The organism is Streptomyces collinus, assembly GCF_031348265.1.
In the GTDB taxonomy this organism is placed as follows: domain Bacteria; phylum Actinomycetota; class Actinomycetes; order Streptomycetales; family Streptomycetaceae; genus Streptomyces; species Streptomyces collinus.
In genome coordinates this window covers 1,568,722-1,587,975 of the sequence record NZ_CP133771.1, presented here as the reverse complement: position 1 = coordinate 1,587,975, position 19,254 = coordinate 1,568,722, and the positions used below count along the sequence as shown (strand labels likewise).

General features: G+C 70.8%; 18 protein-coding genes and 1 pseudogene. 15 read left to right on the top strand and 4 right to left on the bottom strand.

What is annotated here, in order from left to right; all coding sequences use genetic code 11:
• The first annotated feature begins 10 nt into the window (after positions 1 to 10).
• Positions 11 to 1,273, top strand: coding sequence for a histidine--tRNA ligase (gene hisS / locus RFN52_RS07045; protein ID WP_184843841.1), 1,263 nt, complete (start codon positions 11 to 13; stop codon positions 1,271 to 1,273).
• A 38-nt stretch (positions 1,274 to 1,311) separates the two neighbouring features.
• Here hisS and RFN52_RS07040 read toward each other — a convergent pair whose 3' ends face one another.
• From RFN52_RS07040 to RFN52_RS07025, 4 genes and pseudogenes are all read right to left on the bottom strand, one after another.
• Positions 1,312 to 1,938 carry a response regulator gene (locus tag RFN52_RS07040; RefSeq protein WP_184843838.1) on the bottom strand — a complete coding sequence of 209 codons (627 nt, stop codon included), beginning with the start codon at positions 1,936 to 1,938 and terminating at the stop codon, positions 1,312 to 1,314.
• Positions 1,935 to 3,121 (bottom strand): annotated as a pseudogene (locus RFN52_RS07035) (sensor histidine kinase). Before RFN52_RS07035 ends, RFN52_RS07040 begins: the two are co-directional and overlap by 4 nt.
• Positions 3,118 to 3,963, bottom strand: a complete 846-nt coding sequence (locus tag RFN52_RS07030; RefSeq protein WP_184843835.1) for an ABC transporter permease — start codon at positions 3,961 to 3,963, stop codon at positions 3,118 to 3,120. Before RFN52_RS07030 ends, RFN52_RS07035 begins: the two are co-directional and overlap by 4 nt.
• Complete coding sequence (locus tag RFN52_RS07025) at positions 3,960 to 4,832, bottom strand: ABC transporter ATP-binding protein (RefSeq protein WP_184843832.1); 873 nt, start codon at positions 4,830 to 4,832, stop codon at positions 3,960 to 3,962. The genes RFN52_RS07030 and RFN52_RS07025 overlap by 4 nt, the downstream gene beginning before the upstream one ends.
• Positions 4,833 to 4,974: 142 nt before the next feature.
• Between RFN52_RS07025 and RFN52_RS07020 the strand changes: the two genes are divergently transcribed.
• The 14 genes from RFN52_RS07020 (at position 4,975) to RFN52_RS06955 (ending at position 19,186) form a co-directional block, all read left to right on the top strand.
• Positions 4,975 to 5,634: a vitamin K epoxide reductase family protein gene (locus RFN52_RS07020; protein ID WP_184843829.1), complete on the top strand. Its 660-nt coding sequence runs from the start codon at positions 4,975 to 4,977 to the stop codon at positions 5,632 to 5,634.
• Between the two features lie 56 nt (positions 5,635 to 5,690).
• Positions 5,691 to 7,043 (top strand): replication-associated recombination protein A, encoded by a 1,353-nt coding sequence (locus RFN52_RS07015; RefSeq protein ID WP_184843826.1) that lies wholly within the window; start codon positions 5,691 to 5,693, stop codon positions 7,041 to 7,043.
• Positions 7,044 to 7,361: 318 nt separating this feature from the next.
• A complete protein-coding gene (gene rpsD, locus RFN52_RS07010; protein ID WP_010046470.1) occupies positions 7,362 to 7,976 on the top strand; it encodes a 30S ribosomal protein S4 in 615 nt (204 codons plus the stop codon).
• 176 nt (positions 7,977 to 8,152) lie between these two features.
• Positions 8,153 to 8,593 (top strand): DUF948 domain-containing protein, encoded by a 441-nt coding sequence (locus RFN52_RS07005; protein WP_051715496.1) that lies wholly within the window; start codon positions 8,153 to 8,155, stop codon positions 8,591 to 8,593.
• Positions 8,594 to 8,602: 9 nt separating this feature from the next.
• On the top strand, positions 8,603 to 8,956 hold the full coding sequence (locus RFN52_RS07000) for a hypothetical protein (protein ID WP_184843824.1): 354 nt from the start codon (positions 8,603 to 8,605) through the stop codon (positions 8,954 to 8,956).
• Positions 8,956 to 11,628, top strand: coding sequence for an alanine--tRNA ligase (alaS, locus tag RFN52_RS06995; RefSeq protein ID WP_184843821.1), 2,673 nt, complete (start codon positions 8,956 to 8,958; stop codon positions 11,626 to 11,628). Before RFN52_RS07000 ends, alaS begins: the two co-directional genes overlap by 1 nt.
• A gap of 17 nt (positions 11,629 to 11,645) precedes the next feature.
• On the top strand, positions 11,646 to 12,110 hold the full coding sequence (gene ruvX / locus RFN52_RS06990; RefSeq protein WP_184843818.1) for a Holliday junction resolvase RuvX: 465 nt from the start codon (positions 11,646 to 11,648) through the stop codon (positions 12,108 to 12,110).
• Positions 12,111 to 12,231: 121 nt separating this feature from the next.
• Positions 12,232 to 13,965 (top strand): endolytic transglycosylase MltG, encoded by a 1,734-nt coding sequence (mltG, locus tag RFN52_RS06985; protein WP_184843815.1) that lies wholly within the window; start codon positions 12,232 to 12,234, stop codon positions 13,963 to 13,965.
• Positions 13,946 to 14,785 (top strand): shikimate dehydrogenase, encoded by an 840-nt coding sequence (locus RFN52_RS06980; RefSeq protein WP_184843812.1) that lies wholly within the window; start codon positions 13,946 to 13,948, stop codon positions 14,783 to 14,785. Before mltG ends, RFN52_RS06980 begins: the two co-directional genes overlap by 20 nt.
• Before the next feature lie 51 nt (positions 14,786 to 14,836).
• A complete protein-coding gene (locus tag RFN52_RS06975) occupies positions 14,837 to 15,238 on the top strand; it encodes a hypothetical protein (protein WP_184843810.1) in 402 nt (133 codons plus the stop codon).
• A 141-nt stretch (positions 15,239 to 15,379) separates the two neighbouring features.
• Positions 15,380 to 16,564: a chorismate synthase gene (gene aroC, locus RFN52_RS06970; protein WP_184843805.1), complete on the top strand. Its 1,185-nt coding sequence runs from the start codon at positions 15,380 to 15,382 to the stop codon at positions 16,562 to 16,564.
• The gene (locus tag RFN52_RS06965) at positions 16,561 to 17,076 is read left to right on the top strand and encodes a shikimate kinase (protein WP_184843802.1); all 516 of its coding nucleotides are present in this window, start codon (positions 16,561 to 16,563) and stop codon (positions 17,074 to 17,076) included. Before aroC ends, RFN52_RS06965 begins: the two co-directional genes overlap by 4 nt.
• Positions 17,073 to 18,164, top strand: a complete 1,092-nt coding sequence (aroB, locus tag RFN52_RS06960) for a 3-dehydroquinate synthase (RefSeq protein WP_184843799.1) — start codon at positions 17,073 to 17,075, stop codon at positions 18,162 to 18,164. The genes RFN52_RS06965 and aroB overlap by 4 nt, the downstream gene beginning before the upstream one ends.
• A gap of 164 nt (positions 18,165 to 18,328) precedes the next feature.
• Entirely contained in the window at positions 18,329 to 19,186 is an 858-nt protein-coding gene (locus RFN52_RS06955) for a Pro-rich N-terminal domain-containing protein (RefSeq protein WP_184843797.1), read from the top strand.
• Positions 19,187 to 19,254 lie beyond the last annotated feature (68 nt).

Below are 19,254 nucleotides of genomic sequence, written 5' to 3'. Positions count from 1 at the left end.
GAGACCTTCCGTGAGCACCTTCAAGGCCCCCAAGGGCACGTACGACCTGATCCCCCCGGACAGCGCCAAGTACCTCGCCGTCCGTGAGGCGATCGCCGCTCCGCTGCGCAACTCCGGCTACGGCTACATCGAGACGCCCGGCTTCGAGAACGTCGAACTCTTCGCGCGCGGGGTCGGTGAGTCCACCGACATCGTGACCAAGGAAATGTACGCCTTCGAGACCAAGGGCGGCGACAAGCTCGCCCTGCGTCCCGAGGGCACGGCCTCCGTCCTGCGTGCCGCGCTGGAGGCCAACCTGCACAAGGCCGGCAACCTCCCGGTCAAGCTCTGGTACTCCGGCTCGTACTACCGCTACGAGCGCCCCCAGAAGGGCCGTTACCGCCACTTCTCCCAGGTGGGCGCCGAGGCGATCGGTGCCGAGGACCCGGCGCTGGACGCCGAACTGCTCATCCTGGCCGACCAGGCGTACCGCTCGCTGGGCCTGAGCAACTTCCGGATCCTGCTCAACAGCCTCGGCGACCAGGAGTGCCGCCCGGTGTACCGGTCGGCGCTGCAGGAGTTCCTGCGCGGCCTGGACCTGGACGAGGACACCCTGCGCCGCGCCGAGATCAACCCGCTGCGCGTCCTGGACGACAAGCGCGAGTCGGTCCAGAAGCAGCTCGGGGACGCGCCGCTGCTGCGTGACTACCTGTGCGACGCGTGCAAGGCGTACCACGAGGAGGTCCGCGAGCTGATCACGGCGGCGGGCGTCGCCTTCGAGGACGACCCGAAGCTGGTCCGCGGCCTGGACTACTACACCCGTACCACCTTCGAGTTCGTCCACGACGGCCTCGGTTCGCAGTCCGCGGTGGGCGGCGGCGGCCGCTACGACGGCCTCTCCGAGATGATCGGCGGCCCCGCGCTGCCGTCCGTCGGCTGGGCCCTCGGCGTCGACCGCACGGTCCTCGCCCTGGAGGCGGAGGGCGTCGAGCTCGAACTGCCCGCCACCACCAGCGTGTTCGCCGTCCCGCTCGGCGAGGAGGCCCGCCGCGTCCTGTTCGCCAAGGTCACCGAGCTGCGCAAGAACGGCATCGCGGCCGACTTCTCCTACGGCGGCAAGGGCCTCAAGGGCGCGATGAAGAACGCCAACCGCAGCGGCGCCCGCTACACGGTCGTCGCCGGCGAACGCGACCTCGCCGAGGGTGTCGTCCAGCTCAAGGACATGGAGTCGGGCGAGCAGACGGCGGTGGGCGTGAACGAGATCGTGGCGGAGCTGGAGGCACGGCTCGGCTGAGGCACCGGGGTGGAAGGCGCCGGAGCACGGCGCCTTCCTCACTCCTCCAGGAGCCCGAACCGCATCGCGTTCGTCACGGCCGCCGTCCGGTCGGCCACCCCCAACTTGCCGAAGACGCGCAGCAGATACGTCTTCACGGTCGACTCCCCGATGAACAGCCGGCGCCCGATCTCCGCGTTCGTGCACCCCTCGGCGACCAGCCGCAGCACGGCCGTCTCGCGTTCCGACAGGCGTGGCCGCTCCGGCTTCGTCCTCAGCCGGTCGACCAGCCGGGCCGCCACGGACGGGGCCAGCACCGTCTCGCCGCGGGCGGCGGCCCGCACGGCGTCCGCCAGCTCCGCCCGCGGCAGGTCCTTCAGGAGGTAGCCCGCCGCCCCCGCCTCCACCGCCCGCAGGATGTCCCGGTCCATCTCGTACGTCGTCAGGACCACCACGCGGCAGGGCAGCCCGGCCCCGGCCATCCGCGCGATGGAGTCCACGCCCCCGCCACCCGGCATCCGCAGATCCATCAGCACGATGTCGGGCCGCAACCGCGCCGCCAGCGCCTCCGCCTGCGGCCCGCTGGATGCGTCGGCGACGACCTCCAGGTCGGACTCCGCACTGAGCATCGCCCGCAGTCCCTCCCGTACGACGGGATGGTCGTCGGCCAGGATGATCCGGATCACGATGTCCGCCTCCACAGGACCGGCAGCCTGACGGTCACGACCGTGCCGTCGCCCGGGGCACTGCGCACCTCGGTGGTACCGCCCACTTCGGCGGCCCGGGCCGCAGACCCGCGAGACCGTACCCGCCGCAGGCGGCGAAGGGATCGAAGCCGCGGCCGTCGTCCCGTACCGACACCGTCAGCGAGTCGTCCGCGTACGCCAGTGACACGCCGACCGTCGCCGAACTCCCGGCGTGCTTCCGGGCGTTGGCCAGCGCCTCCTGGCAGGACCGCAGCGCGACCACCTCCGGGCCCGCGGGCAGCGTGCGCACCGGGCCGGTCACCTCCAGCGCCGCGTCATGGCGCGCGGCGAGCCGCCCCAGCGCGTCCGGCAGGGACGCCCCGTCCAGGTCGGCGGGCGCGCCCCCGGCGACCAGGGCCCGGGCCTCGGCGAGGTTCTGCCGGGCCGTCTCGTCCATCAGCCGCAGATGACGCCGCGCCCCGGGCAGGTCGTGGTCCAGCTCCGCCTCGACCGCCTGGATCAGCATCACCACACTGGTGAACCCCTGCGCCAGCGTGTCGTGGATCTCCCGGGCCAGCCGCTCCCGCTCGGCCAGCGCCCCGTGGGCCTCGGACAACCGGCCCACCTCATGGCGGCTGGCGTCCAGCTCCGCGATCAACTCCGCGCGCTCCCGGCTCTGCTCGATGATCCGGATGACCCAGCTGCCGACGGCCACCGAGAACACCAGGGTGACCACCGAGAACAGCACGTCGAACGCGACCTCCCGGGCGCCGGGCCACCACAGCAGGGCCCAGCCCGCCACGGGCACGAGGTTCATCACGGCCACCGCCACCAGCGCCGAGCGCATCCGCAGTGTCATGAAGCACTGCGGGATCAGCGCGAACGTCAGCACCCGCGTCTCACCGGCGAGCACCGCCGACGGCAGGAACAGCGCCAGAGCCGCCGCCAGATAGCCGATCGCCTGCCGCTGGTCGGGCGGATCGCCCCGGATCAGCCGCCGCCCGGCCACCACGTACAGCGGGACGAGCGGGACGAGCAGCGCCGCCGCGACCGCGCGCAGCGGCCAGCCCGGCTGCTCCGTGGCCAGCACGTAGGCCACCGTCGCCACCCAGATCAGCGCGAAGTACGTGTCCCAGAGCCGGAACGAGCGCTCCCAGTGGTAGGCGCTCGCGGCATCGCTCATCCGGTGCGCCGGTCCTTCCAGCGGAACGTCAGCAGACACAGCGCCAATCCTCCGACGCACCACGCGGCCAGCACCAGAGCCACGCGTCCCGACTCCCAGCTCCCCGCCTGCTCCAGCACCTGCGCCGACTCCGGCAGGAACACCCCGCGCAGCCCCTGGCACATCCACTTCAGCGGGAACAGCGCACCCACGGTCAGCATCCAGTCCGGGATGGTGCCGACGGCGATGTACACCCCGGAGACGAACTGCAGCACCAGGAAGGGCAGGACCACCACCGAGCCCGCGCTGTTCGCGGAGTCCGGGACCGAGCTGATCGCGATGCCGAGCAGGGCGCAGGCCGTGATGCCCAGCACGAAGATCCACACCAGGTCGAACCAGCGGCCCGCGTCCGAGGGCAGGTCCACGCCGTAACAGGTCGTGCCGACGAGGAGCAGGATCACCGTCTCCAGCACACCGGTGAAGAGAACCAGCCAGATCTTCCCGAGGAAGTACGCGGCCGGCGGCATCGGGGTGCCCCGCAGCCGGCGCAGCACCTTGTCCTGCCGCTCGATCGCGATCGAGATGCCGAGCGCCTGGAAGCTCGTCGACATGATCCCGGCGGCCATCATCGCCGGCACGTACAGCTGTGAGGCGGTGATGCCCGCGCCCTCCACGTCGTCCCGGAAGATCGACGCGAACAGGAACAACAGGACGACGGGGAAGGCGAACGTGAACACCACCTGATCGCGCTGCCGGAAGAACTGCCTGATCTCCAGGCCGCCCCGCCGCAGCCCGAGCCCCCACGCACCGGGCAGCCGCCCGGTACCCACCGCACCGCGCTCCCGGACGACGCTCGTGCTCATCGCGCGTCCTCCTCGGCCTGTCCGGTCAGCCGGAGGTAGACGTCCTCCAGCGTGGGGCGGGTCACCGTCAGCCCGGGGATCTCGCCGCCGAGGCGTCGCACGAGCCCCGCGACGGTCCGGGCCGGTGTCCCGGTGCGCTCCGCGCGCGGGGTGCCGTCCGGCTCGGTCCACGCGACGGTGGCCTCGGTGCCGTACCGCCCCCGCAGCGCTCCGGGCTCGCCCTCGGCGACGATCCGGCCCCGTGCGACGACGGCCAGCCGGTGCACCAGGGCCTCCGCCTCCTCCAGGTAGTGCGTGGTCAGCACGATGGTCGTGCCGTCGTCGGCCAGGGCGCGGATCAGCGACCAGAATCGGCGCCGGGCCGCCGGATCGAACCCGGTCGTCGGCTCGTCCAGAAGCAGCAGGTCGGGACCTCCGATGACGCCGAGCGCCACGTCCAGACGCCTGCGCTGGCCACCCGACAGCGCCTTGATCCGGCTGTCCGCCTTCGCCTCCAGACCGGTCAGGGCGATGACCTCCTCCGGGTCACGCGGCCGGGGGTAATAGCGGGCGAAGTGCCGCACGGTCTCCCGGACCGTCAGCTCCGCGGGCGCCGATTCGTCCTGCCAGACGATCCCGACGCGCGACCGCCACGCGCGCGTGCCGGTCGCCGGGTCCGACCCGAGGACGGACACCTCGCCCGCGTCCCGGTCCCGGTTGCCCTGGAGGATCTCCACCGTGGTGCTCTTGCCCGCGCCGTTGGGTCCCAGCAGGCCGAACACCTCACCCCGTCGGATGCCGAGATCGATGCCGTCCACGGCGGTCACGCCCCCGTAGCGCTTGCGCAGTCCCCGTACGTGCACGGCGAGTTCGTACCTCTGTGCTGTCATGCGACGAGCGTCGGCCGGAACGCAACCCTCAGGGACGGCCGGGCGGCCATCCTTATGTCCACCGAACGGTGGACGAGGGCACCTGTGCGGCACAATGGCCCTGTCCGAAGATGCGCAGGTCTCAAGTGACGGAATCGGCGTGATGAGCAGCAAGACGACAGCCAGGGACGTCTCCACCGAGTCCGAGCCGGAGCGTGCCGAGACCGCGTCCCGCGCCGAGGGCGGCAGCCGGGCCCTGGCCCTGCTGCTGGTGATCACCGGCGCGGCCGGACTGCTCGCCGCGTGGGTCATCACGATCGACAAGTTCAAGATCCTCGAGGCCAAGGTCGCGGGCACGACGTTCACGCCCGGCTGCAGCCTCAACCCCGTGGTCTCCTGCGGCAGCGTCATGGAGAGCAAGCAGGCCGCGGTCTTCGGCTTCCCGAACCCGATGCTCGGCCTCGCCGCCTACGCCATCGTCATCGGCGTCGGCATGAGCCTGCTCGCCGGCGCCCGCTTCCCGCGCTGGTACTGGCTCACCTTCAACGCCGGCTGCCTCTTCGGTGTGAGCTTCTGCGCCTGGCTGACGTTCCAGTCCCTGTACCGGATCAACGCGCTCTGCCTGTGGTGCAGCCTGGCCTGGGTCGCCACGATCCTGATGTTCTGGTACGTGACGTCGTTCAACATCCGCAAGGGTTTCCTGCCCGCCCCGAGCTGGCTCAAGAGCTTCTTCGGCGAGTTCACGTGGGTCATGCCCGTCCTGCACATCGGCATCATCGGCATGCTGGTCCTGACCCGCTGGTGGGACTTCTGGCTCAGCTGAGCCCCCGGTTCCGGGGCCCGGCCGGATTGTCGGTGCCGTGATTTAGGGTTTCTGACGTGGAGCCCGATCTGTTCACCGCCGCAGCCGAAGAACGCCAGGAGAAGGAGCCGTCCAGCAGCCCCCTGGCGGTGCGGATGCGCCCGCGCACCCTCGACGAGGTCGTGGGCCAGCAGCACCTGCTGAAGCCGGGCTCACCCCTGCGCAGACTGGTCGGGGAGGCCTCCGGCCCGGCCGGCCCCTCCTCGGTGCTCCTCTGGGGCCCGCCCGGCACCGGCAAGACCACCCTGGCCTACGTCGTCTCCAAGGCGACGGACGCCCGCTTCGTGGAGCTGTCCGCGATCACCGCGGGCGTCAAGGAGGTCCGCGCGGTCATCGACGGCGCCCGCCGCGCCTCCGGCGGCTACGGCAAGGAGACCGTCCTCTTCCTCGACGAGATCCACCGCTTCAGCAAGGCCCAGCAGGACTCCCTGCTCCCGGCCGTGGAGAACCGCTGGGTGACGCTCATCGCGGCGACGACCGAGAACCCCTACTTCTCGGTGATCTCCCCCCTGCTGTCCCGCTCCCTGCTGCTCACCCTCGAACCGCTCACGGACGAGGACATCAGGAGCCTCGTGCGCCGCGCCCTCACCGACGAGCGCGGCCTCAAGGAGGCCGTCACCCTCCCCGAGGAGACCGAGAGCCACCTCCTGCGCATCGCCGGCGGCGACGCCCGGCGTGCCCTGACCGCCCTGGAGGCGGCCGCCGGAGCCGCCCTCGACAAGGGTGAGGCGGAGATCGGCCTGACCACCCTGGAGGAGACGGTCGACCGGGCCGCCGTGAAGTACGACCGGGACGGCGACCAGCACTACGACGTGGCCAGCGCCCTGATCAAGTCCATCCGCGGCTCCGACGTCGACGCGGCCCTGCACTACCTGGCCCGGATGATCGAGGCCGGCGAGGACCCCCGCTTCATCGCCCGGCGCCTGATGATCTCCGCCAGCGAGGACATCGGCCTGGCCGACCCGACCGCTCTGCAGACGGCCGTCGCCGCCGCCCAGGCCGTCGCCATGATCGGCTTCCCCGAAGCCGCCCTCACCCTCAGCCACGCCACGATCGCCCTCGCCCTGGCCCCCAAGTCCAACGCCGCGACCACGGCGATCGGCGCCGCCCTGGCCGACGTACGCAAGGGTCTGGCCGGTCCCGTTCCCGCGCACCTGCGCGACAGCCACTACAAGGGCGCGACCAAGCTCGGCCACGGACAGGGCTACACCTACCCGCACGACCTGCCCGAAGGCATCGCGGCCCAGCAGTACGCCCCCGACGAACTGAAGGACCGCGAGTACTACGAGCCGACCCGGCACGGCGCGGAGGCCCGCTACGCGGACGCGGTGGAGTGGACCCGGAAGAACCTCGGTCGAAAGCGGTCCTGAGCACCCTGTAAACTCGTCCGGAGTGCCGCGTCCCGTGCAGTCAGAACGGGACAGTCGGCCGGAGCCAGTCCGGGGGGCACAGCCCTCCGGGATCGGCTCCAGGAGCGTCGCGCACCGTCGAACGGTGTCGCGGGCAGCCCACCACCACCGTCGCACGACGGAACGGGTCGGTGGGCCACTCGCGTGCTGCACGTATGTGCCCAGACCAGGGGAGCGGCTGCCCACCGCGGTCCACCAGGACCGAGGAGGGTTTCCCCGGCTGCGGATGCGACCTCCCTCAACCCTGACGAGCCGGAAACCAGGAAAGAGAAGAAGACAGTGGCGAACCAGTCCCGCCCCAAGGTCAAGAAGTCGCGTGCCCTCGGCATCGCGCTGACCCCGAAGGCCGTCAAGTACTTCGAGGCCCGCCCCTACCCGCCGGGTGAGCACGGCCGCGGCCGCAAGCAGAACTCGGACTACAAGGTCCGTCTGCTCGAGAAGCAGCGTCTGCGCGCGCAGTACGACGTGTCCGAGCGTCAGCTCGTCCGCGCCTACGAGCGTGCCTCCAAGGTCCAGGGCAAGACCGGTGAGGCCCTGATCATCGAGCTGGAGCGCCGTCTCGACGCCCTGGTTCTGCGTTCGGGCATCGCCCGCACGATCTACCAGGCCCGCCAGATGGTCGTCCACGGCCACATCGCGGTCAACGGCAAGAAGGTCGACAAGCCCTCCTTCCGTGTCCGTCCGGACGACGTCGTGCAGGTTCGCGAGCGTTCCAAGGAGAAGACCCTCTTCACGATCGCTCGTGAGGGTGGCTTTGCCCCCGACGGTGAGACCCCGCGCTACCTCCAGGTGAACCTCAAGGCCCTGGCGTTCCGCCTGGACCGTGAGCCGAACCGCAAGGAGATCCCGGTGATCTGCGACGAGCAGCTCGTCGTCGAGTACTACGCCCGCTGATCCTCGGCAGGCACGCGGTACCCCAGCCCGCCGTCTCCCCACCCGTCCGGGTGGGCGAGACGGCGGGCTCTCGCGATTCCCCTGCTCCCGCGCGGGAAACCGGTACGGAGCGCAACCTCCGGCGCGATAGGCTCGGCGCACGACTTTTTGATGTTCAGGCACGTTTCAGGGAGCGGGTGCACACAGTGTCCGGTGGAGAGGTTGCCGGGATCCTGGTGGCCGTCTTCTGGGCGATCCTGGTCTCCTTCCTCGCCGTCGCGCTGGCGAGGGTGGCCCAGACGCTCAAGGCGACCACCAAGCTCGTGGCGGACGTGACCGACCAGGCCGTCCCGTTGCTGGCGGACGCCTCCACGGCGGTGCGCTCCGCGCAGACCCAGATCGACCGGGTCGACTCGATCGCCTCCGACGTCCAGGAGGTCACGTCGAACGCCTCGGCGCTGTCGACGACCGTCGCCTCCACCTTCGGCGGCCCCCTGGTCAAGGTCGCGGCCTTCGGCTACGGCGTGCGCCGGGCCCTGGGCGGCCGCAAGGAGGACGTGCCCGCCAAGGCGTCCAGGCGTACCGTGATCGTGGGCCGCACGGTCACCCGGCGCAGCGCCCGAGGGAAGAGGGACTGAGAGCCAGCGATGTTCCGCCGCACCTTCTGGTTCACCACGGGCGTCGCCGCCGGTGTGTGGGCCACCACCAAGGTCAATCGCAAGCTGAAGCAGCTGACCCCCGAGAGCCTCGCCAGAACCGCCGGGAACAAGGCGATCGAGGCCGGTCACCGCATCAAGGACCGTGCCGTGGGCTTCGCACTCGACGTCCGCGACAACATGGCCGTCCGGGAGGCCGAACTGGGCGACGCACTCGGGATCAACGAGAATCCCGAACTCCCCGCACCCCGGCGTCACATCGCCATCGAGAACCGCAACAACCCGAAGTACGTCGAGGGTTCGGCGTACCAGACGTACCCGTACAACCGGAATGAGGACCACTGATGGAGTCGGCTGAGATTCGCCGCCGCTGGTTGAGCTTCTTCGAGGAGCGCGGTCACACCGTCGTCCCTTCGGCGTCGCTCATCGCGGACGACCCGACTCTGCTCCTCGTCCCGGCCGGCATGGTGCCCTTCAAGCCCTACTTCCTGGGTGAGGTCAAGCCGCCCTTCGACCGCGCCACCAGCGTGCAGAAGTGCGTGCGCACGCCGGACATCGAAGAGGTCGGCAAGACCACCCGGCACGGCACGTTCTTCCAGATGTGCGGCAACTTCTCCTTCGGCGACTACTTCAAGGAAGGCGCCATCAAGCTCGCCTGGGAGCTGCTCACCAGCGCCCAGGACAAGGGCGGTTACGGCCTCGACCCCGAGCGTCTGTGGATCACGGTCTACAAGGACGACGACGAGGCCGAGCGCATCTGGCACGAGGTCGTCGGCGTGCCGAAGGAGCGCATCCAGCGCCTCGGCATGAAGGACAACTACTGGTCCATGGGCGTCCCCGGCCCCTGCGGCCCGTGTTCCGAGATCAACTACGACCGCGGCCCCGAGTTCGGCGTCGAGGGCGGCCCCGCCGTCAACGACGAGCGGTACGTGGAGATCTGGAACCTCGTCTTCATGCAGTACGAGCGGGGCGAGGGCATCGGCAAGGACAACTTCGAGATCCTCGGCGAACTGCCCAGCAAGAACATCGACACCGGCCTCGGCCTCGAGCGCCTCGCCATGATTCTGCAGGGCGTGCAGAACATGTACGAGATCGACACCTCGATGGCCGTCATCAACAAGGCCACCGAGCTGACCGGCGTCCGCTACGGCGACGCCCACGACTCGGACGTCTCCCTGCGCGTGGTCACCGACCACATGCGTACCTCCGTGATGCTCATCGGAGACGGCGTCACGCCCGGCAACGAGGGCCGCGGCTATGTGCTGCGCCGCATCATGCGCCGCGCCATCCGCAACATGCGCCTGCTCGGCGCCACCGGTCCGGTCGTGAAGGACCTGGTCGACACCGTGATCGAGATGATGGGCCAGCAGTACCCCGAGCTCATCACCGACCGCGAGCGCATCGAGAAGGTCGCCCTCGCCGAGGAGAACGCCTTCCTCAAGACGCTGAAGGCCGGCACCAACATCCTCGACACGGCCGTCACCGACACCAAGGCCGCCGGCGGCACCGTCCTGGCCGGCGACAAGGCCTTCCTGCTCCACGACACCTGGGGCTTTCCGATCGACCTCACCCTGGAGATGGCCGCCGAGCAGGGCCTCTCCGTGGACGAGGACGGCTTCCGCCGCCTGATGAAGGAGCAGCGGGAGCGCGCCAAGGCCGACGCCCAGGCCAAGAAGACCGGCCACGCCGGCGCCGGTGCCTACCGTGAGATCGCCGACCAGGCCGGTGCCACCGACTTCATCGGCTACACCGACACCGAGAGCGAGTCCACGATCGTCGGCATCCTCGTCGACGGCGCCTCCTCCCCGGCCGCCACCGAGGGCGACGAGGTCGAGATCGTCCTCGACCGCACCCCCTTCTACGCCGAGGGCGGTGGCCAGATCGGCGACACCGGCAAGATCAAGGTCGACTCCGGTGCCGTCATCGAGATCCGTGACTGCCAGAAGCCGGTCCCGGGTGTGTACGTCCACAAGGGCGTCGTCCAGGTCGGCGAGGTCACCGTCGGCGCCAAGGCCCACGCCTCCATCGACGACCGCCGCCGCAAGGCCATCGCCCGCGCCCACTCGGCCACGCACCTGACCCACCAGGCCCTGCGCGACGCCCTCGGCCCGACGGCCGCCCAGGCCGGTTCCGAGAACCAGCCCGGCCGCTTCCGCTTCGACTTCGGCTCCCCGTCCGCCGTCCCGACGGCCGTGATGACCGATGTCGAGCAGAAGATCAACGAGGTGCTCGCCCGCGACCTGGACGTCCGTGCCGACGTCATGGGCATCGACGAGGCCAAGAAGCAGGGCGCCATCGCCGAGTTCGGCGAGAAGTACGGCGAGCGCGTCCGCGTGGTCACCATCGGCGACTTCTCCAAGGAGCTGTGCGGCGGCACCCACGTGCACAACACCGCCCAGCTCGGCCTGGTGAAGCTGCTCGGTGAGTCCTCCATCGGCTCGGGTGTGCGCCGCATCGAGGCCCTGGTCGGCGTGGACGCCTACAACTTCCTCGCCCGGGAGCACACGGTCGTCGCCCAGCTCCAGGAGCTGATCAAGGGTCGCCCGGAGGAACTCCCGGAGAAGGTCTCCGCCATGCTCGGCAAGCTGAAGGACGCCGAGAAGGAGATCGAGAAGTTCCGCGCCGAGAAGGTCCTCCAGGCCGCCGCCGGCCTCGCCGAGTCGGCCAAGGACATCCGTGGCGTTGCTGTCGTGACCGGTCAGGTCCCGGACGGCACGACCGCCGACGACCTGCGCAAGCTCGTCCTCGACGTGCGCGGACGCATCCAGGGCGGGCGTGCCGCCGTGGTCGCCCTGTTCACGGTGGCGAACGGCAAGCCGCTGACGGTCATCGCCACCAACGAGGCCGCCCGCGAGCGTGGTCTGAAGGCCGGCGACCTGGTCCGCACGGCCGCCAAGACCCTCGGCGGCGGCGGTGGCGGCAAGCCGGACGTCGCCCAGGGCGGCGGCCAGAACCCGGCCGCCATCGGCGACGCCGTGGACGCCGTGGAGCGCCTGGTCACCGAGACGGCCAAGTAAGAGACGGGTCGAACGGCATGCGCAGAGGACGTCGACTCGCGATCGACGTCGGGGACGCCCGCATCGGGGTCGCCTCGTGCGACCCCGACGGGATCCTCGCCACCCCGGTGGAGACGGTCCCGGGGCGTGACATCCCCGCAGCTCAGCGACGGTTGAAGCAACTCGTCGAGGAGTACGAGCCCCTCGAGGTCATCGTCGGTCTCCCGCGCTCCCTCAAGGGGGGCGAGGGCCCGGCCGCGGTCAAGGTCCGGGGCTTCGCCCAGGAACTGGCCCGCATGATCTCCCCGATTCCGGTGAGACTCGTCGACGAACGCATGACGACGGTGACGGCCAGTCAGGGGCTGCGCGCCTCGGGCGTGAAATCCAGGAAGGGCCGGTCCGTCATCGACCAGGCAGCGGCTGTCGTCATCCTGCAACAGGCCCTCGAATCCGAACGGGTGTCAGGTAAAGCACCCGGCGAAGGCGTCGAAGTGGTCATCTGATCGCGATACGGTAACGTTCCGCGCGATGCGACGGCATTCGAACAGCCGCCGCACAGCAAGAGGCGGGACGAGCGCCGGGCCGGAAGCCGCGCGACCGCCGCCTCGCGGCTCTAGGGGATCGATGACTGAGTATGGCCGGGGCCAAGGCTCCGAACCGTGGCATCCGGAGGACCCGTTGTACGGGGACGGCGGATGGGGCGGACAGCAGGCCCATCAGGGTCAGCAGTCCCCCTACGGCGGCCAGCCGCAGCACTATCCAGAGCAGCCGCAGCAGCAGTACGGCGACTGGGGCACCGGTGAGCAGGCCGGATACGGTCAGGCGCAGCAGCAGTACCCGTACGACCAGCAGCATTACGCGGCACAGGCCCACGGACACCAGCAGTACCCGGGGCAGCAGGACCCCGGACATCAGCAGGCCCAGGGCTACCACCAGCAGCAGTACGACACCGGCGGCTGGGCCAACGACCCCCACCAGCAGCTCCCGTACCCCGGCGACGCGGGGGATCCGTACGGACAGCAGACCCCTGCGTACGGCGGGGGCCAGCAGGAGTACTACGGCACGCCTGACGCGTACCCACCCCCGGAGCCGCCCGGCCGGCGCGGGGTCGAGCCTGCTCAGGAGCCCGCCCAGGAACCGGCGACCGACTGGGATCCGGGCCCCGACCAGGGCGAACACGCCTTCTTCGCGGGCGGTGACGACGATGACGACGGCGACGAGCCGGGGCAGCGCCGCGGGCGCGAGGACAAGCGCGGGCGCGGCGGCGGCAAACCGAAGAAGCGCCGCAACGGCATGGCCTGCCTCCTGGTCGTCGTGATCCTCGGGGGAGGTCTGGCCGGCGTCAGCTACTTCGGCTACCAGTTCTACCAGGATCGTTTCGGCGACGCCCCGGACTTCGCGGGTGAGGGCAACGGGCAGCAGGTGACGGTCGAGATCCCCGAGGGTGCACTCGGGTACAAGATCGGTCAGGTGCTGAAGAGCGCGGGGGTCGTCAAGAGCGTCGACGCCTTCGTCGCGGCCCAGCAGAGCAACCCCGAGGGCAAGAGCATCCAGGACGGCGTGTACACGCTGCAGAAGCAAATGTCGGCCGAGAGCGCGGTCGAACTGATGCTCAGTCCCAAGAGCCGCGACAACCTGATCATCGCGGAAGGCAAGCGCAACGCCGACGTCTACCGGCTCATCGACAAGCGGCTGGGCGTCAAGGGGGGCACCACCGCCGCGGTCGCCGAGAAGGACTACAAGAAGCTGGGCCTGCCCGCCTGGGCGCTGAACCATCCGGATGTCAAGGATCCGCTCGAAGGATTCCTCTACCCGTCCAGCTATGGCGTCAGCAAGGGTCAGAAGCCCGAGGCCGTGCTCAAGCAGATGGTGGCCCGGGCCGCCGCGACATACAAGAAGGCCGGTGTCGAGAAGAAGGCCGAGAGCCTCGGACTCGAGAACCCGTGGCAGCTGATCACGGTCGCGAGCCTCGTCCAGGCCGAAGGCAAGACGCACGACGACTTCCGGAAGATGGCCGAGGTGGTCTACAACCGCCTCAAGCCCACCAACACGGAGACCAACCAGCTGCTCCAGTTCGACTCGTCCTTCAACTACCTGAAGAACGAGAGCAACATTCACATCAGCGAGTCCGAGATCAACAGCAACAAGGACCCGTACAACACGTACACCAACAAGGGCCTGCCGCCCGGTCCGATCGGCAATCCGGGCGACGTCGCGTTGCAGGCGGCTCTCAACCCCACGAAGGACGGCTGGATCTACTTCGTGGCGACCGACGGCGTGAGCAAGACCGAGTTCGCCAAGACCCATGCGCAGTTCCTGAAGCTGAAGGAAAAGTTCGATGCCAGCTCGGGCAACTGACGTCCGCCGCGCCGGAGTGCTCGGCAGCCCCATCGCCCACTCCCTCTCCCCGGTGCTGCACCGCACCGCCTACCAGGAGTTGGGCCTGGCCGGCTGGACGTACGACAGGTTCGAGGTCGGCGAGGCCGGGCTGCCCGCGTTCTTCGAGTCGCTCGGTGCCGAGTGGGCCGGGCTGTCGCTGACCATGCCGCTGAAGCGGGCCGTCATCCCGCTGCTGGACGAGGTCAGCGAGACCGCCGCGTCGGTGGAGGCGGTGAACACCGTCGTGTTCACCGAGGACGGCCGCCGCATCGGCGACAACACCGACATCCCCGGCATGGTCGCCGCCCTGCGCGAGCACGGCATCGACGAGGTCGACTCCGCCGCCGTCCTCGGCGCCGGCGCCACCGCCTCCTCCGCGCTGGCCGCGCTGTCCCGGATCTGCCCGGGTGAGATCGCCGTGTACGTGCGCAGTGAGGCCCGGGCCGCCGAGATGCGGCAGTGGGCCGAGCGGCTCGACGTCGACGTCCGTATCGCCGACTGGGCGGACGCCGAGCAGGCCCTGCATGCCCCTCTGGTGATCAGCACCACGCCGGCCGGCGTCACCGACGCCCTCGCCCGGTCCGTGCCGGAGCGCCCGGCTGCCCTCTTCGACGTCCTGTACGACCCCTGGCCCACCGACCTGGCCGCGCGCTGGTCGGCGTACGGCGGTGCCGTCGTCAGCGGTCTCGACCTGCTGGTGCACCAGGCCGTGCTCCAGGTCGAGCAGATGACGGGGCTGGCCCCGGCGCCCCTGGACGCCATGCGAAAAGCGGGCGAACAGGCGCTCGCCGAACGCTAGTATCCGCTCTCGGTTCCGCAGGGGGCGGAACAGGGGAGGGGAACGTCCGTCATGTCCGCAGGCCTGCCTCAGGCGTCCGTCAAGTCCCAGATATTCGAGTCCCTGCTCGGATTCCTGCCCGACTGGGTGCAGATCACGGTGCTCGCCCTGATCGTGCTCGCCGTCGTGGCGTCCTGGGCCGTCAAGATCAAGCGCAAGATCGCCCACCGGCGTGCCGTCCGCAGCGGACAGCCGGTCCACGCGGCGGCCCGGTACGGGCAGGGGCGCGGAGCGGACTACCTCGGGGAGTACGCACCTCAGCAGGCGCAGCAGCAGGGCAGCGGGGCCGACCATCTGGGGGCCTACGCCCCGCAGGCCCAGCCCGCGCAGCAGCCGAGCGGTGCCGACTTCCTCGGGGCGTACGCGCCCCAGCAGCGCCAGGGCGACGGCCCGTCCGCGAACGCGTCCGCTTGATGGACCGGCCGCCGGGCGAACGGCCCCGGCGTGGGAGGATCGGAGATGGCGGACCGGGCCGCGCACCCGGTCGCGCCGTCGCCGTACGCGACGAGGCGCGTACGCAGGGCAGTACCAGAGCGCGAGCACTGAGGAGCACCGTTGAGCAGGTTGCGCTGGCTGACCGCGGGGGAGTCCCACGGTCCCGCACTCGTCGCGACGCTGGAGGGCCTTCCCGCCGGCGTGCCGATCACCACGGACATGGTGGCGGACCATCTCGCGAGGCGGCGCCTGGGCTATGGACGCGGTGCCCGGATGAAGTTCGAGCGGGACGAGGTCACCTTCCTCGGCGGCGTGCGGCACGGCCTGACCCTCGGCTCGCCGGTCGCGGTCATGGTCGGCAACACCGAGTGGCCGAAGTGGGAACAGGTCATGGCGGCCGACCCGGTCGACCCGGAGATCCTCGACGGGCTCGCCCGCAACGCCCCGCTGACCCGGCCGCGCCCCGGCCACGCCGACCTCGCCGGCATGCAGAAGTACGGCTTCGACGAGGCCCGGCCGATCCTGGAGCGCGCCTCCGCGCGTGAGACCGCGGCTCGTGTGGCGCTGGGCGCGGTGGCCCGGTCGTACCTCAAGGAGACGACCGGCGTCGAGATCGTCAGCCACGTCGTGGAGCTGGCCGCCGCGAAGGCGCCGCGCGGTGTCTACCCGACCCCGGCCGACGTGGAGAAGCTGGACGCGGACCCCGTGCGCTGCCTGGACGCCGACGCCTCGAAGGCGATGGTCGCCGAGATCGACCAGGCCCACAAGGACGGCGACACCCTCGGTGGCGTGGTCGAGATCCTGGCCTACGGCGTGCCCGTCGGCCTCGGTTCGCACGTGCACTGGGACCGCAAGCTCGACGCCCGGCTGGCCGGCGCGCTCATGGGCATCCAGGCGATCAAGGGCGTCGAGATCGGTGACGGCTTCGAGCTCGCGCGGGTGCCCGGCTCCAAGGCGCACGACGAGATCGTGAAGACCGACGACGGCATCCGGCGCACCTCCGGCCGCTCCGGCGGCACCGAGGGCGGTCTCACCACCGGTGAGCTGCTGCGCGTGCGCGCCGCGATGAAGCCGATCGCCACCGTGCCGCGCGCCCTGCAGACCGTCGACGTCACCACCGGCGAGGCCGCGCAGGCCCACCACCAGCGCTCCGACGTCTCCGCGGTCCCGGCCGCCGGCATCGTCGCCGAGGCCATGGTGGCTCTGGTGCTCGCGGACGCGGTGGCGGAGAAGTTCGGCGGCGACTCGGTGACCGAGACCCGCCGCAACGTGACGTCCTACCTCGACAACCTCGCCATCCGATGAGCGGCCCGCTGGTCGTCCTGGTCGGCCCGATGGGCGTCGGCAAGTCCACCGTCGGGCAGCTGCTGGCCGATCGGCTCGGCGTCTCCTACCGGGACACCGACGACGACATCGTCGCCGAGCAGGGCAGGACCATCGCCGAGATCTTCGTCGACGAGGGCGAGTCCGCCTTCCGTGCGATCGAGAAGGCGGCGGTGCACCGGGCGCTCGCCGAGCACGATGGCATCCTGGCCCTGGGCGGCGGCGCGATCCTCGACGCCGGCACGCGTGCCCTGCTCGCCGGGCAGCGGGTGGCGTACCTGTCGATGGACGTCGAGGAGGCGGTCAAGCGCACCGGCCTCAACGCGGCCCGGCCGCTGCTCGCGGTCAACCCGCGCAAGCAGTGGCGCGAGCTGATGGAGGCCCGCCGCCACCTGTACGAAGAGGTCGCCACGGCCGTCATCGCCACCGATGGCCGGACCCCCGAAGAGGTCACCGAAGCCGCCCTGGACGCACTGGAGTTGAAGGAAGCATGAGCGAGGCAGTCACGCGGATCCAGGTCGGCGGCACCGCGGGGACCGACCCGTACGAGGTCCTCGTGGGCCGGCAGTTGCTGGGTGAACTCGGCGGGCTGATCGGCGAGAAGACCCAGCGAGTCGCGATCGTCCACCCCGAGGCGCTGGCCGAGACCGGCGACGCGCTGCGCGCCGACCTGGCCGAGCAGGGCTACGAAGTGGTCGCCGTCCAGGTGCCCAACGCGGAGGAGGCCAAGACCGCCGAGGTCGCCGCCTACTGCTGGAAGGCGCTGGGCCAGTCCGGCTTCACGCGCACGGACGTCATCGTCGGCGTCGGCGGCGGCGCGACCACGGACCTCGCCGGGTTCGTCGCCGCCACCTGGCTGCGCGGAGTGCGCTGGATCGCCATCCCGACCACCGTGCTCGCCATGGTGGACGCGGCCGTCGGCGGCAAGACCGGCATCAACACGGCCGAGGGCAAGAACCTCGTCGGCGCCTTCCACCCGCCCGCCGGTGTCCTGTGCGACCTGGCCGCGCTGGACTCCCTGCCGGTCAACGACTACGTCTCCGGGCTCGCCGAGGTCATCAAGGCCGGCTTCATCGCCGACCCGGTGATCCTCGACCTCATCGAGTCCGACGCAGAGGCCGCCCGCACCCCGGCCGGCCCGCACACCGCCGAGCTCATCGAGCGCTCCATCCGGGTCAAGGCCGACGTCGTGTCGTCCGACCTGAAGGAGTCGGGCCTGCGCGAGATCCTCAACTACGGCCACACGCTGGGCCACGCCATCGAGAAGAACGAGCGCTACAAGTGGCGCCACGGCGCGGCGGTCTCGGTCGGCATGCACTTCGCCGCCGAACTGGGGCGTCTGGCAGGCCGGCTGGACGACGCGACGGCCGACCGTCACCGCACGATCCTCGAAGCGGTCGGACTGCCCCTGCACTACCGGCACGACCAGTGGCCCAAGCTGCTGGAGACCATGAAGGTCGACAAGAAGTCCCGCGGCAACCTGCTGCGCTTCATCGTCCTCGACGGCCTGGCCAAGCCCACCGTCCTGGAGGGACCCGACCCGGCCGTGCTGCTCGCCGCGTACGGCGAAGTGGGGCAGTAAGTCCCCGGACGCTCCTTCCGCCCGAAATCACCTTACGGAGCCGGGCACTTCGGGCCGCCCCCGGCCGTTCACACATCGACGACCGGGGGCGGTACCGTTCGGTAGCAAGCGGGTTCCGCCCCGCTGTCAGCGCCCATCGCCTGTACGAGACGGAGTGGCACCGGATGCAGCACGCAGTGGGTTCTCCGCTGCCGCCGCCCCATCAGCCGGGGCACGGACCGGCCACCGGCTGGTCGCCGGCCGCACAACACCCGGTCCCGCCGAACGCGGGCGCGCACCCGGGCCCCGTGCCCGTGCCCCCGCCGCCCCCGGCACCGGGATACCCGGCGCCCCCGCCCGGACCGGGACCGGCGGCGACGTCCCTCCCGCCGACGCCGGAGACCACCGGGCACGTGCCGCTTCCGCCGGGCGGCCCGGTCGCCATGCCGATGGCCCCGCCCGCCGCGACCGTTCCCGACCCCGCCGGCACGACGCTCGCGGTGCTGCTCATCGGCCCCGCGGGCGCGGGCAAGACCAGCGTCGCCAAGTACTGGGCGGACCATCGCCGGGTCCCCACGGCCCACATCAGCCTCGACGACGTGCGCGAGTGGGTCCGCTCCGGCTTCGCCGACCCCCAGTCCGGGTGGAACGACAACTCCGAGGCGCAGTACCGCCTGGCCCGCCGCACGTGTGGTTTCGCCGCGCGGAACTTCCTGGCCAACGGCATCTCGTGCATCCTGGACGACGCGGTCTTCCCCGACCGCCCGGTCGTCGGCCTCGGCGGCTGGAAGCGCCACGTCGGGCCGGGCCTGCTGCCGGTCGTCCTCCTGCCGGGCCTGGAGATCGTCCTGGAGCGCAACGCAGAGCGCTCCGGCAACCGCCGCCTCACCGACGACGAGGTGGCCCGCATACACGGCCGCATGGCGGGCTGGTACGGCTCGGGCCTGCCGATCATCGACAACTCCCAGCTCGACATCCCGCAGACGGCCCAGGTCCTGAACGACGTCCTGTCCCGCTCCATCGCCAGCCCACCCCAGTGGTGAGCGCCCCTCAGGTAAGCGCCCCTCAGCGCGGGGAACTGCGCGACAAGCGCCCGCACACGCGCTGACGG